The organism is Deinococcus sp. JMULE3 (genome assembly GCF_013337115.1).
GTDB lineage: Bacteria > Deinococcota > Deinococci > Deinococcales > Deinococcaceae > Deinococcus.
Genome location: NZ_SGWE01000004.1, coordinates 2,924,659 through 2,937,586, shown reverse-complemented (window position 1 = coordinate 2,937,586; position 12,928 = coordinate 2,924,659). Strand labels below are relative to the sequence as shown.

At 69.3% G+C, this 12,928-nt stretch carries 14 protein-coding genes; 10 read left to right on the top strand and 4 right to left on the bottom strand.

The features are described 5' to 3' along the window. Positions 1–55 precede the first annotated feature (55 nt). The 9 genes from EXW95_RS17130 to EXW95_RS17095 all read left to right on the top strand — a co-directional run bounded on the left by EXW95_RS17130 (position 56) and on the right by EXW95_RS17095 (position 8,982). A complete protein-coding gene (locus EXW95_RS17130) occupies positions 56–604 on the top strand; it encodes a DUF1990 family protein (protein ID WP_174368472.1) in 549 nt (182 codons plus the stop codon). Next, entirely contained in the window at positions 605–1,435 is an 831-nt protein-coding gene (locus EXW95_RS17125; RefSeq protein ID WP_254605666.1) for a PhzF family phenazine biosynthesis protein, read from the top strand. Between the two features lie 253 nt (positions 1,436–1,688). Beyond that, a complete protein-coding gene (gene rlmN / locus EXW95_RS17120; protein ID WP_174368471.1) occupies positions 1,689–2,723 on the top strand; it encodes a 23S rRNA (adenine(2503)-C(2))-methyltransferase RlmN in 1,035 nt (344 codons plus the stop codon). 105 nt (positions 2,724–2,828) lie between these two features. Beyond that, positions 2,829–3,941 (top strand): tetratricopeptide repeat protein, encoded by a 1,113-nt coding sequence (locus EXW95_RS17115; protein ID WP_371810140.1) that lies wholly within the window; start codon positions 2,829–2,831, stop codon positions 3,939–3,941. Further along, positions 3,926–4,432: a tetratricopeptide repeat protein gene (locus EXW95_RS20780; protein WP_371810139.1), complete on the top strand. Its 507-nt coding sequence runs from the start codon at positions 3,926–3,928 to the stop codon at positions 4,430–4,432. The genes EXW95_RS17115 and EXW95_RS20780 overlap by 16 nt, the downstream gene beginning before the upstream one ends. After that, positions 4,429–5,508, top strand: a complete 1,080-nt coding sequence (locus tag EXW95_RS17110) for an SPOR domain-containing protein (RefSeq protein WP_174368470.1) — start codon at positions 4,429–4,431, stop codon at positions 5,506–5,508. Before EXW95_RS20780 ends, EXW95_RS17110 begins: the two co-directional genes overlap by 4 nt. Before the next feature lie 2 nt (positions 5,509–5,510). After that, positions 5,511–6,209, top strand: coding sequence for a redox-sensing transcriptional repressor Rex (locus EXW95_RS17105; RefSeq protein WP_174368469.1), 699 nt, complete (start codon positions 5,511–5,513; stop codon positions 6,207–6,209). Continuing rightward, the gene (locus tag EXW95_RS17100) at positions 6,206–6,829 is read left to right on the top strand and encodes a hypothetical protein (RefSeq protein ID WP_174368468.1); all 624 of its coding nucleotides are present in this window, start codon (positions 6,206–6,208) and stop codon (positions 6,827–6,829) included. Before EXW95_RS17105 ends, EXW95_RS17100 begins: the two co-directional genes overlap by 4 nt. Before the next feature lie 17 nt (positions 6,830–6,846). Then, positions 6,847–8,982 carry a hypothetical protein gene (locus EXW95_RS17095; RefSeq protein ID WP_174368467.1) on the top strand — a complete coding sequence of 712 codons (2,136 nt, stop codon included), beginning with the start codon at positions 6,847–6,849 and terminating at the stop codon, positions 8,980–8,982. 117 nt (positions 8,983–9,099) lie between these two features. Here EXW95_RS17095 and EXW95_RS17090 read toward each other — a convergent pair whose 3' ends face one another. The 4 genes from EXW95_RS17090 to EXW95_RS17075 all read right to left on the bottom strand — a co-directional run bounded on the left by EXW95_RS17090 (position 9,100) and on the right by EXW95_RS17075 (position 11,888). Continuing rightward, positions 9,100–9,366, bottom strand: coding sequence for a barstar family protein (locus tag EXW95_RS17090; RefSeq protein ID WP_371810138.1), 267 nt, complete (start codon positions 9,364–9,366; stop codon positions 9,100–9,102). Between the two features lie 127 nt (positions 9,367–9,493). Next, a complete protein-coding gene (locus tag EXW95_RS17085; RefSeq protein WP_174368466.1) occupies positions 9,494–9,985 on the bottom strand; it encodes a ribonuclease domain-containing protein in 492 nt (163 codons plus the stop codon). A gap of 4 nt (positions 9,986–9,989) precedes the next feature. Beyond that, the gene (locus EXW95_RS17080) at positions 9,990–10,988 is read right to left on the bottom strand and encodes a heme-dependent oxidative N-demethylase subunit alpha family protein (protein WP_371810137.1); all 999 of its coding nucleotides are present in this window, start codon (positions 10,986–10,988) and stop codon (positions 9,990–9,992) included. A gap of 72 nt (positions 10,989–11,060) precedes the next feature. Next, positions 11,061–11,888 (bottom strand): undecaprenyl-diphosphate phosphatase, encoded by an 828-nt coding sequence (locus tag EXW95_RS17075; protein ID WP_174368464.1) that lies wholly within the window; start codon positions 11,886–11,888, stop codon positions 11,061–11,063. A gap of 82 nt (positions 11,889–11,970) precedes the next feature. Here EXW95_RS17075 and EXW95_RS17070 point away from each other — a divergent pair, with 82 nt between their 5' ends. Next, on the top strand, positions 11,971–12,747 hold the full coding sequence (locus tag EXW95_RS17070; protein WP_254605664.1) for an aminoglycoside phosphotransferase family protein: 777 nt from the start codon (positions 11,971–11,973) through the stop codon (positions 12,745–12,747). The last annotated feature ends 181 nt before the right edge of the window (positions 12,748–12,928 follow it).

The following is a 12,928-nucleotide window of genomic DNA, read 5'->3' as shown; positions in this document are numbered from 1 at the left end:
GCGGTCAGGTCATCTGCCCTGCCGCGCCCCGGCGGGTCGGCCTATCGTGACCGGTATGCCGCTGATCGTGCCGACCGTCCGGAACCTGGAGCGCCTGCGGAAGCGGTATCAGCCGCTGTCCACGAACGCCGTGACGACCGGCGACCTCATCCACGAGGTCGTGGAGGTCGGCCGGGGCGAGGAGGTCTTCCGGCGCGCGTCGGGCGCCCTGCGCCGCTGGGACACACACCGCTCATGGTGGCTGCGGGTGCATCCGGCGGACGAGCCGCCCACGCCGGGGCAGACGGTCGTCATTCAGGTGCAGGCGGGGCGCTTCAGTCTGCTGGCCCTGGCGTTCTGCGACCGCGTGACGGACGTGATCGACGGGCCGCGCCGCTGCGGCTTCACGTACGCCACGCTGCCCGGCCACCCCGAGCGGGGGGCAGAAACATTCCTGGTCGAGTGGCACGCTGACGACCGCGTGACGTTCACCGTGCGGGCGGTCAGCCAGCCGGGGTGGCCCGTGCTGCGACTGGTCCGTCCGGCGCTGGCGTGGCTGCAGGGACGGGCGACCCGTCAATACCTGCGGGCCATCTCGCGCGCGGCGGTCGCGCAGAATGCCTGAATGACCACGACCGACCCCCTGGCCGCTCCCCTCCTGTTCCGCGCCCTGTCCGACGGCGGGTCGGGCGGGAAGCGCGTGGCGGTATTCCTGCAGGGCGGCGACGAGCAGGCGCGGGCTGCCGCGTCCGGCGCGCCGCTGAGCGTGTTCGTGCAGGCCGCCGACCCGACCGGGCTGAGGCTGAGGGTGTTCACGCCCACCAGGGAGAAGGGCAGCAGCGACAGCGCCGCCATCGCCGCGCTGAGTGCCGTGCACGCGCAGGTGGGCCTGCTGGACATCGTGGAGGTCACGCAGGGCGACCCGGAAGCGGGAGGGGAGGTCCAGAGCGCACAGCTGTGCGGCGGCGAGTGGGTGCTGCGCCAGGGCCTCGCCACGGCGCGGGAGGTGCAGGCGGACCTCTCCCCCGTCGGGCTGGCGGGGCAGGAAGCGTGGGTGGGCAGCACGGGCCGCCCGAACCTGATCGTGCAGGTGCCGACCCTGGCCGCGCTGGAGGCCTTCACCCCGGACGACGCGGCGATCGGTGCCGTGAACCGCGCGACCGATACCACGGGACTGGTGCTGTACACGCTGGGCGGACCGGGCCGCGTGGACCTGAGCTTCCGCGCGTTCGGCCCCCTGAAGGGCTTTTCCGAGGACGCCGCGAGCAGCAACATGCTCGCCTGCCTGATCGGCGTGCTGGGCGGGCGCGGGCAGCTGCCGGGGGACGCGAACCTGCTGCGGGCCGCGCAGCGCCGCCCCGGTCAACCCGCCCGCCTGACCGCGCAGTTCGCGCCACTGCGGGATGGGGTGGAGGTCTGGGTGGGTGGCCTCGCCGCGCCGGACGCCCCGAACTGATACGGACTCCGGTTGAATGGTTTGCAAAAACCGTTCAACCCGAGCGGATGCGAGAAGGAGCAAAGCGGGTTCCGGGCGTGAAGTTGGCAGATCGGTGGTGTTCCGATCTGTCAACGAAACAGACGGAATCCGTATGAGGCGGATTCCGTGCCCGGACTGAACGGTCCTTGCAGCCCGTTCCAGCGGAGTCCGGATGCGCCCCGCCCCGCAGCGGCTCACGGAGCGGCGGGGGGCGGACCTTTAGACTGCTCCCATGGAGCTGTTACTCGACCTTCACCCCGACGCCTACCCCCTGGAGGGCTTCCGGCGCCGCCAGCTGCTCGACTGGGTCTACGGGCAGGGCGCCGGGACCTTCGACGCCATGACGAACCTCCCGGCCGCCACCCGGCAGGAGCTGGAGCGGACGTACCTGCTCAATCCCTTCAAGCTGATCGAGACGGTGCGCAGCGCCGACGGCAGCGTGAAGTACCTGTTCACCCTGCAGGACGGCCGCCAGATGGAAGCGGTGTACATGCCGTACCTGGACCGCAAGACCATCTGCGTGTCCACCATGGTGGGCTGCCCGGCCCGCTGCGCATTCTGCGCGACGGGCGCCATGGGCTTCGGCCGGAACCTGACCCCCGGCGAGATCGTCGGGCAGGTGCTGGCCGTCGCGGGCGGCGAGGACATCGCCCCGCGCGAGATCCGCAACCTGGTGTTCATGGGCATGGGCGAGGCCATGCTGAACTACGACAACACCATGCTGGCCGCGCGCATCCTGCTGCACCCGGACGCGCTGGGCATGAGCAAACGCCGCGTGACGCTGTCCACCGTCGGCATCGCCAAGGGCATCCGGCGACTGGCGGCCGAGGACGACCTGGGCATCAAGCTGGCGATCAGCCTGCACGCCCCGGACGAGGAGACCCGCAAGCGCATCATCCCGACCGGGCAGGTGAACTCCATCGAGGAGATCATGAGTGCCGCCCGCGAGTACCAGGACGTCACGGGTCGGCGCATCACCATGGAGTACACCATGCTGCGCGGCATCAACGACCACCTCTGGCAGGCGGAACTGCTGGCCGAGCTGCTGCGCGGGCTGGTCAGTCACGTGAACCTGATTCCCATGAACCCCTGGCCGGGCTCGGACTTCGAGAGCAGCACCGAGGAGCAGATCCAGGCCTTCTACGACCTGCTGGAGGCGCGTGGCGTGGACGTGAGCGTGCGCCGCTCGCGCGGGCGGGACGCGGGCGCCGCGTGCGGGCAGCTGGCCCTGAAACGCCCAAATGCGCACAGCGGCGGCGCGGCCTGAACGGCTAGCATGCACGCAGCCGAATACGCAGTCAGATGAGTAAGGGTTAGGAGAGAGGTTAATGCTACGCTACAGGCGTTTCCGACCCATCAGGAGGCCCATAAGGTGACACATACACGTTCCGTTCTGCTGGCGCTCACCCTGGCCCTCGCGAGTCAGGGCGCCGCCCAGACCATGCTCGAGACCGCCACCACCATCGGCGTGCAGAACACCCTGCAGTCCGCCGGTACGCCCGCCATCCCCAACGTCACCGTGCCCCAGGCGGGCGCGGCCGCCCCCGGCGCCGGTGCGGCCAGCGTCCCCGCCACGGTCGTCACGCCGCTGACCGCCGACCAGCAGGCCCTGCTGGCCCAGGCCCGCGCCGCGTACGAAGCGAACAACTTTGCCGAGGCCCGCCGCCTGTACGAACAGCTGATCACGCAGAACTACACCAATCCCGCCCCGCACTTCGGACTGGCCCTGACCCTGTTCGCGCAGAACGACGATCGGGGCGCCGCCTTCGAACTGCAGCAGTTCATGGCGCTGGCCCCCGACCGCTTCGAGGGTCCCTACAACCTCGGCGTGATCGCCAGCCGCGCCGGACGCCGCGACGACGCCCTGAAACTGTACGAGCAGGCCGCTGGCCTCATGAAGGACCAGGCGGGGCCCGCCGCGCAGCGTCAGGTACTGGAGGCCCTGGCCGCCGAGCAGACCCGCAAGGCCGACTTCACGGCCCTGAGCGTCACCCTGGCCGCCATCGCCGTGATCGACCCGCAGGATCAGGACGTGCAGTACCGCCTCGCGCAGGCCCGCACCCTCAGCGGTCAGGGCGCCGCCGCGCTGCCCGGCGTGTACACGCTGCTGCAGGCCGCCCCTGAACGCGTGGACGCCGCGCTGCTCCTGGCGGACATCTACGTCGCGCAGGGCCTCCCGGACCGCGCACTGCGGGAACTGGACGCCGCCGCGCCCCGCGTGAAGACCGGCGCCGACCGCTCGGTCCTGCTGCTGCGCAAGGCCAGCGTCCTCGCGCAGACCGGCGACACCCGCGCCGCCGTGTTCGCCGCGCAGGCCGCCACCCGCGAGGACCCCAAGAACGCCACCGCGTTCGCCCGTGAAGGTGAGCTGCGCGCCGCGCGCAACGACCGCCCCGGCGCGCTCACCGCGTACCTGAACGCCGTGAAGCTCGACCCGCAGAGTGCCGCCTACCGCGCCGCCCTGGCCGGGTGCGCCTCACGCTGAACCAGGACGCGCAGGCCCAGGCCGACGCCGCCCGCGCCCTGACGCTGCGCCCCGACGACGCCACGCTCGCCCGCGCGCTGTTCGTGCAGGGCGTCGCCGCGTACCGCCAGGGGCAGTACGCCCAGGCCCGCGCGGCCCTGAGCTCCAGCCAGACCCGCGCGCCGGGCGCCGACACCGCCCTGTGGCTGGGCCTGAGCGCCTACGCCGCGAAGGACTACGCCGCCGCCGCGACCGCCCTGGCCGAGAGCGTCAAGTTGAACCCCACCCCCACCGCCCGCCTGAACCTGGGCAGCGCGCTGCTCGCCACCGCCCGCTACGCGGAAGCCGAGGCGGTCCTGCGCGGCCTGGTCAGCGAGAACCCCAAGAACGCCGAGGCATGGTACCTGCTGGGCCTCGCGCAGCGCGCCCAGACGCGTGAAACCGAGGCCCGCACCTCCCTGAAGGCGGCCGCCGCGCTGGGCAACGCCCGCGCCCTGGAGGCCCTGAAGTGAGCCGCGCCGCAGGACCCCGCCGCTGGCCGGACCTGATGATCGGCGCGCTGGTCCTGCTGCTCCTCGGCGGGTTCGGCACGCTGCTGCTGCGCCCCCAGGCCGGCACACCCGTCAGCGCCGCGGCGGACAGCGGCACGGACGCCCCCGCGACCGACACCACGACCCTCGACTCGGTCCCCGGCGCCCCCGGCAGCACGGAATCCACCGATGCGGCCACGGCACCTGTCAGCACCACCGAGATCACTGCGCCCACCGGACAGGACAGTGTCACCTCGCCCGGCAGTGACGCGCCGCAGGCGGACGGCAGTGCCAACCCCGGCAGCGTCCCCTCCACGGACGGCGCCGACACCCCGGTGATCGCCGCCGCGCCCATCGGCACCCCCGACCCCACCCTGACCGACACGCAGACCGCCCCCCAGACCGAGGACGCCGACCCGGCCAGCGCGGACCCCGCCAGCGACACCCCGGCCACTGACCCCGCCGCACCCGCCGCCCGCACCGGAGGCGCCGTGCCCACCAGCGAGCAGCGCACCCCGCTGCGCAGCGACTACCGCATCACCCTGGGCACCTTCGGCAGCGACGCTGCCGCGCAGAGCGCCACGCAGGGCGTCGGTGCCCTCGGGTACACCGTGTATCCCATCACCGTCGCCGCCGGGGTCGTCGCGCAGGTTGGCCCCTTCGCCGACGAGGCCACCGCCCGCGAGGCCCTCGCCGACGTGCAGCGCGCCTACCCCGGCGCGGTCCTCTACCCACCCAGGGACCGCAGCCTGAGCACCCCCAGCACGCCAGCGACCACCGGGGCCACTGCTGAAACCGCTCAGACGACCCCCGCCGAGCCCGCCACCCCGGCACCCACCGCCACCACGCCCACGTACCTGCAGGTCGGCGCATTCGACCGCCTGGAAAGCGCGCAGAACCTCGTGCAGCAACTGCGCGACCTGGGCTACAACCCCACCGTGAACGCCCCCGCCGGGAAGAAAGTCACCGTCCTGGTCGGACCGTACACCGGCGATCCCCTCACCCGCACCGAGACCCGACTTCAAGAGAACGGACTCGACAGCTTCCGGGTCCGCTGAACGTGGCTGAAATCCCCACCGCCGCCATCAGCCGCCTCGTGACGTACCTGCGCATCCTCGAACAACTCGAACTGCAGGACGTCAGCCGTACCAGCAGCACCGACCTCGCCGAACGGGCGGGCGTCACCGCGTTCCAGGTCCGTAAGGACCTCGCGTACTTCGGCCGCTTCGGCACGCGCGGCATGGGCTACACCGTCCCCATCCTGAAACGCGAACTCGTGCGGGTCCTCGGCCTGAACCGCACCTGGAACGTCGTCATCGTCGGCGTCGGCCGACTCGGGCAGGCCATCGCCAACTACCCCGGCGCCAGCGACTACCAGTTCCAGTACGTCGGCCTGTTCGACGTGAACCCCGACCTGATCGGCACACAGGTCCGCGGCCTGACCGTGCAGCACCTCGACACGCTGCGCGACTTCACCCAGACGCAGACCGTCGACATGGGCTTCCTGGCCGTCCCACCCGACCGCGCGCAGGACGCCGCACAATCGCTTGCAGACGCCAGCGTGAAAGGTATCCTGAACTTCGCCCCCACCGTCATTCAACCCCGCACCACCGAACGACCGGGCCACACCGACCTCAGCGACGAGTGGCGCGGCGTGATCGTCGAGAACGTCGACTTCCTCGCCGGCATGAAACGCCTCGCCTTCTACATCCTCAACCCGCACCTCAAAGACGCTCCCACCCCGGAGGACCCCGCATGAAAAAATTTCCCCTCCTCGCCCTGCCCCTGCTGCTCGCCGCCTGCACCGACCCCAGCACAACCCCACCGGTCGGCCCTCAGGTCGGCATGACGCCCAGCATCAACGGCGCGGACATCACCGTGGATGTCGAGGTCAAATACGACGCCAGTGGCGTCCCTGAGAGCCTCAGTTCACTGACCACCACCACCCAGCCCACCGTGAACTTCAACGTCGCCGCGTCCAGCCTCGGCATGACGCTGACCGGCTACGAGGTCAAGGTCATGGACAGCGCCGGCGCCCAGTTCGCCGGGACCGACGGCCAGTACACCCGGTCCTTCGGCGCCCGCGTTGCCGGCGGGTACGCCTGCAAGACCGGCACGACCATCGACTACGCCACCGACCAGTGCGACTACGTCAACAAGGTCCCCTACGCCCGCACCGTTCAGGTCGGCCAGGTGCCACTGCTCGTCGACGCCATCTCCGAGGAGGCGCGGCGGATGTACGTCGACGCGTTCCCTGACGAGACGTGCCCCACGCTGCGCATGAACGTGACCTTCACCGGGTATGACGACCTGAACCGCGTCATCACGCCCATCACCGTGACCAACGCCCCCATTCAGGTCACCTGCAACACCAAGTGAATCCCGGAGTGCCCACCATGACCAGAACACGAATCCCAGCCCTGGCCCTGACCACCACCCTCCTGCTCGCTGCCTGCGGTCCAGGTGTTCCCACTCCCGGCAACGGCAATACTGGAGGTGGCACCGGCACCAGCGGCACGCCGACCGTGAACATCACGCCCACCAGCGGCACCACCCTGGGCGGCGCCGCACTGACCGGCCCCGTCGCGCAGTTCCGGGTGAAACTGGCCGATCAGGACGGCACGGTCACCGCCGTGAAATGGACCGTCACCCAGGGCACCACCGTCGTCGCACAGGGCGCCGTCCCCAGCGCAGAGATCAAGGCCGACACGACCCTGACCCTGCCCACCCTGCCCGCCGGGACCTACACGCTGTCGGTGACCGCCACCGACAACAGTGGCAAGACCGGCACCGCCACCACCCAGTTCACGGTGGACGCCCAGCGCCCAGCGCTGACCAGCGTGAAGGTCGACGGGACCGCCATCACCGACGGCGCCACCCTGGACCGACTCGTGAACCAGAGTGCCATCCTGACCGTCACCTCGACGGACAACGCCAGCAGCCCGGTCATCAGCGTGTACAACGGCACCACCCTCGTCGCGCGCGACCAGGGAACTTTGACCTTCGACCTGAAGAACAACGCGGCGGGTCCGGCCATCTACACGGTCGTCAGCACCGACGCCGTCGGTAACAGCGTCTCCCAGACGTTCACGGTCAACTACGCGCAGACGAACACCGAGACCGCCGCGCCCGCCCCGGTCCTCCTCATTAACAATACGGACGCCGAACCGTACAGCAACGTCCTGAGCCTCACCGCGTCCGCCGGTGTCGCCCCAGGCGTCAGCGTGAAGCAGATGATCCTGCAGGTCACCGACGCCAAGGGCATCGTGGACACCACCACGTTCACCAGCACCTCGGAAAACGCCACCTTCAACATCGACACCACCAAGTACCCCGACGGCAGCCTGAAACTGCAACTGATCGTCATCGACAGCACCGACAAGCGCGGCCTGAGCGCCGTGAAGACCGTTCAGATCGCCAACAGCGTCGCGCCGACCATCACCATCGTGTCCCCGACCAACGGCTCGAACGTTAGCGGTCCCACTCAGGTCAAGGTGCAGTTCCGGCAGAACAACACGGAATTCACCTTCCAGCCCGCCATCGCCACGCTCGATATAATCGACTCGCGCGGAGCGGTCGTCACCACCCAGACCGCCCCCATCGTCGCCACGAACCAGGGGCTGTGGGAAGCGACCACCACCGTCGACTTCAATGCCACTCAGTACCTGAACGCGGGCTACACGCTGCGCGCCACTGCCGTCGTGCAACTGAAGAATGAGACCACGACGCGCACCCTGACTGCGACGTCCACCGTTGAGAACCGTTCGGTCACGCAGGAACCACCGGCCTTGAACATCCTGCTGCCCGTCTTCTATGACGCCCAGGCAACCCTGCGGCCCGTCCTGACGCGCAAGAGCGCCGTTGCCGTGCAGGTCAGCGACAGTGACAGCATCGTCAAGCTGGATCTGCAATTCATCTGCGACAAGGCCAACAAACTCCCGACGCAGACCTGCAACACCACGGCTTACAACTTCAACATCCCCATCAACAGCGCTGGACTGTTCTACAGGGTGTTCAACACAGGCGTCCTGATGGATGGTCAGCCCTTCGTCGAGAACGGTAATTACGTGCTGCGCGTCACAGCCACCGACGAGGCGGGCAACTCCAACTTCAAAGAGATGAACGTCCTGGTGGACCGCAGCCGAGCAGGTATCCCCAACCTGACTTTCAACCGCGTGGCTATCTTCGATGACGGTGGCAGCCGATTCACTCCGACGGCAGCCAACTGGTTCATCGGCAGTGGAATTTCAGGGCTGGATGCGCTTGGTCGACCAGTGCCCATCCTGGATCAGAACGTCAATACGGTCCGGGCACTCAGTCTCTGGTACAACTCGAACGAGGAGGGGCTGTCCGAGACCTCGCCGTCCCTCGTGGGGATCAATCCGCAGGTCACCCCAGGCAGCACCTTCTCCACGGGTTACAACTACTTCAACGCGACGGGCGGGTACCTCAACAGCTTCCTTGTACAGGACCTCACCACGGGCGTCGTCGAGTATTACCCTGGCACCCGCGTCCTGGTCAGCACCCGCTAACCACCGTTCAGAACATTCCGCCGGGCGCCCGATGGCGCCCGGTTATCGTTTTGCCGCACCGGACTCTCCCCGACCCTGAATCTCCCTTGAACACGAGCCTTACCGTTCCAAGGTCCCTCACCACCCGTTGGGGTCGTGGTCGGGTTCTTCGATGAGTAGCCACAGTTGGCGTTGCTGCTGGGCGGCGTTGTTCTGTGCGTCGAGGAGGACCTGTTCGAGTTCGGTGGCGAGGTGGGGGTGGCGGCGCCGGAAGTGGGCGTAGTCGCAGAGGATCAGGGCGTAGCGGGCGCTGATCTGGTCGGGGTCGGTGAGGATGTCGTAGAGGGCGTCCCAGTTGCGGCCGAAGGTGTCGCGCAGGGCGAGACCCTTGAGGAACGCGAGCATCAGGGTGTCCTTGTCGTGGACGGCGCCGAAGTCGATTTCGCGGACGGTGATCTGGTAGCCGGCGGCGATGATGCGGGGTTCGTGTGGGGCGGCCTGGAGGCCGTCCGGGGGGCGTTGAAGATCTGGATCATTGGATGCTCCGGAAGGTGCGGTAGTGGTCGGGGGTGTAGTGGCAGTCGTCGGTGCGGGTGGGGGGTTGGCCGCCGCAGACGATGCGGCGGGCGCCGCGGTCGTTCTCGCCGGGGGTGGGGACGGTGTATTCGCGGTAGTAGCCGCTGGGCCGGGTGGGGAGGCGGCGTTCGCGGTTGCCGAAGGCGCTGCCGTCTTTGGCGTAGCGGAAGGGGCCGCCCTGGGCGATCTGGCGCATGACCTGTTGGCCTTCGCGTGGGAGGGCGCTGAGGGGGATGGTGGCGGCGGTGGACTGGCGCTGAGTGGACTGGCGCTGGGTGGTCTGGGGCTGGGTGGTCGTCTTGCCGGTCGTGGCGTTATCCGTCGTGATGGTGGTGCGGGTGGTGACCTGGGTGCTGTCGCTGCGGATCACGGCGTCGTCACGCGGGGTCGTGCAGGCAGCCAGGAGCAGGGGAATGAGCAGGAGCAGGGTGGGCCGGGCGGGGTTCACCCGGTCAGTCTAGGCTGCGCTGCCTGAGCCACCGCAGCAGGTCGCCTTGCAGGTGGGTTAATCCCTTGTAGGCGGTCTGCTCCGGTGTCATGGATTCAATAGCGGCCGCGAGGGCCTGAGCGTGCGCGGGCGTCTGCACGGCATCCGTCAGTGGGTGAACGAGAGGGCGGATGGTGAACAGGGCGCCGTGCGCGTCCTGAAAGCCGATCAGGGTCTGCCGTTCGACGCGCAGGTACGCCCGGTCCGGGTCGAAGCGGGTGTCGTGGGCGCGGTCCTCGTCGGGCGGGGCGGCGGGGTGGTGATCGAGGCGACCTGTCATGCTGAGGCCCCACGCGAAGCGGATGAACGGCCCGCGATTGATGGCGGCGTCTACGAGGCGCGGCGCGGTGGCGTTCATGGGGCCGCTGCCCGCGACGGGTTCGTGCACGGTGCGGAAGTCCCGGCCGAGTTTGTCGCGCGGGTCCCAGTGCTGTGGCATGAGGACGTGGGTGGCCGCCAGCCAGTCCGCGCCGGTGCGTGGGTCGCGGGCGATCAGCGCGAGGTCCTCCTGGGTGTTCAGGCCCAGGAAGTCCAGCGCGTGGAGAGGCTGCACGTCGGCCACCAGGGCTGAGTGCGGCGCGTTGTGGCGGCACAGGTCTGTGACGGCGTTCCAGCGCGGGTCGAGGGTGGCCTGCCAGCCCAGCAGGTCGTTGCGCAGGGTCGCGCCGTCCCATGTGATCGCGCCGCCACTGTCGCGGGCGAGGGTCGCGGCGACGTGCGTCAGGGCCGCCTCGCGCAGGTCCGGGGTCAGGGCCGCCTCGCCCATGTACTCGTGCGGGGCGCGGCTGTGCGCGGCGACCTTGCTGGCACTGAACGCGGCGTACGCGTCGTCCAGCGTGAAGGTGTGCCCCTCGGGGCGGGGGTCGTCCAGCCAGGGAATGGGCTGCTGGCCCATCCGGTACAGGCCGGCGGACACGGTGTACGTCCCGTTCAGGAACGGGCGGTAGAGGGTGGGTGGGGCCACGCCCTGCATTCTGGCAGGACGGCAGTGGGGGCGGCCGGTCACATGGACCAGGCCGCCCCCGGTGGCAAAGCGTCAGGCGAGGTTGCCGTTGGTCATGACGCCCGTGGCGAGCAGCACGAGGATCAGCACGCCGACGATGACGCGGTAGATCGCGAAGGGTTTGAAGTTGTTGGTGGACACGAACTTCAGCAGCCACCCGATGGCGAGGTACGCGGTGACGAAACTGACACCCGCGCCGATCAGGACGTTCAGGAGGCCGATCTCCCCGAAGATCAGTTCCCGTTCCTGGATGAGGTTCAGCAGGGCGGCGCCGCCCAGCGTGGGGACACCCAGGTAGAAGCTGAATTTCGTGGCGGTGGCGCGGTCCAGACCGAGGATCATGCCGCCGAGGATGGAACTCGCGGAGCGGGAGAACCCGGGCCACAGCAGCGCGAGGCACTGGAGTGCGCCGATCATCAGGGAGCGGCGCACGCCGATCTTCTCGATGGCGTCCACGCTGGGTGTGACGCGGCGGGATTCGATGATCCACATCAGGATGCCGCCCACGATGAGCGCCCACGCGACGACGCTGGGGCGGAACAGTGTCGCCTTGATCGCGTCACCGAACAGGATGCCCAGGATGACGGCAGGAATGCACGCGACGAGCACGCCCAGCCACAGCGTGCGCTGCTGCGGGTCGGTGTTCACGTGCCTGATCTTCAGGAAGTCCCGCCAGTAGTACACGAGGACGCTGAGGATCGCGCCGCCCTGGATGACGACCTCGAAGGCGTCCTTGACTTCCTTGGTCCAGGGCACGCCCATCAGGTTGCCGGTGAGGATCAGGTGCCCGGTGGAGCTGATCGGCAGGAACTCGGTGATCCCCTCGACGATCCCGTAAACGATGGCGTAGAACCAGTCCATAAGGGCCAAGTGTAAGCCCTGTCACGGGGGATGGCGCGTCCTCCATTGGGTGCAGACTGGGCTCATGGGTCTGGACGGGTACATGACGCGTTGGAATCTGACGCCGGACGGAGCGGCGATCCGCACGCCGGGCAGCGACCTGACGCCCGTGCGCCGGCAGGGACGGGCGGCGATGCTGAAGGTGACCCGCAGCGCGGAGGAGGTGCGTGGGCACGACCTGATGGTGTGGCTGGACGGGCAGGGCGCAGCGCAGGTGTTCCGGCATGAGGCCGGAGCGGTGCTGCTGGAGCGGCTGGAGGTGACCCCGTCCCTGGCGGACTGGGCGCTGACAGGGCAGGATGACGCGGCGACGCGGGTGCTCTGCGGCGCGGCGGCGGGTGTGCATGTGGCGCGCGGGCGACCCTGGCCAGATCTGCCGGGTCTCCCCCGCTGGTTCCGGGCGCTGGAGGCCGCGCAGGGACAGGGGGAGGGCTTCGTGCGGGCCTGGGGCACGGCGGAGCGTCTGCTGGCCGATCCGCGGGACGTGCGTCCGCTGCACGGTGACCTGCATCACGGGAACGTCCTGCACAGCCCGGAGCGGGGGTGGCTGGTCATCGATCCGAAGGGTTTGATCGGGGAGCGGACTTTCGATTTCGCGAACATGCTGTGCAACCCGGCGCCGGACCACGCGCTGAGGCCGGGGCGGCTGGGGCGTCAGTCCGCCCTGATCGCACATGAGGCGGGGCTGGACCGCGCGCGGCTGCTGGCGTGGGTGGGGGCGTACGCGGGTCTCTCGGCGGCGTGGCATCTGGAGGACGGTCAGATGGAGCAGGCCCGGCAGTCGCTGGAGGTCTCGGCGCTGGCTCATGGCCTCCTCTGAATCGACGGCGACCAGCCGTTCGACGTCCGTGCGGCCTCCCCCTCCCACCTGGGGTGCTCATGTCGTATAATTTTCGTTTGGGTGCCCCCGTGATCCTGCCCTGCGCGCTCGAGCGTCGCGCTGCGGCCTGGCCCCACCACATGCGGAAGGTGAATCACCTGACGCGGGGCTGGCACGAGGA

Coding starts and splice junctions, on each gene's coding strand:
- rlmN (WP_174368471.1), top strand. CDS start 1,689: ATGGAGCTGTTACTCGACCTTCACCCCGACGCCTACCCCCTGGAGGGC.
- EXW95_RS17125 (WP_254605666.1), top strand. CDS start 605: ATGACCACGACCGACCCCCTGGCCGCTCCCCTCCTGTTCCGCGCCCTG.
- EXW95_RS17100 (WP_174368468.1), top strand. CDS start 6,206: ATGAAAAAATTTCCCCTCCTCGCCCTGCCCCTGCTGCTCGCCGCCTGC.
- EXW95_RS17130 (WP_174368472.1), top strand. CDS start 56: ATGCCGCTGATCGTGCCGACCGTCCGGAACCTGGAGCGCCTGCGGAAG.
- EXW95_RS17095 (WP_174368467.1), top strand. CDS start 6,847: ATGACCAGAACACGAATCCCAGCCCTGGCCCTGACCACCACCCTCCTG.
- EXW95_RS17070 (WP_254605664.1), top strand. CDS start 11,971: ATGACGCGTTGGAATCTGACGCCGGACGGAGCGGCGATCCGCACGCCG.
- EXW95_RS17090 (WP_371810138.1), bottom strand. CDS start 9,366: ATGCTCGCGTTCCTCAAGGGTCTCGCCCTGCGCGACACCTTCGGCCGC.
- EXW95_RS17075 (WP_174368464.1), bottom strand. CDS start 11,888: ATGGACTGGTTCTACGCCATCGTTTACGGGATCGTCGAGGGGATCACC.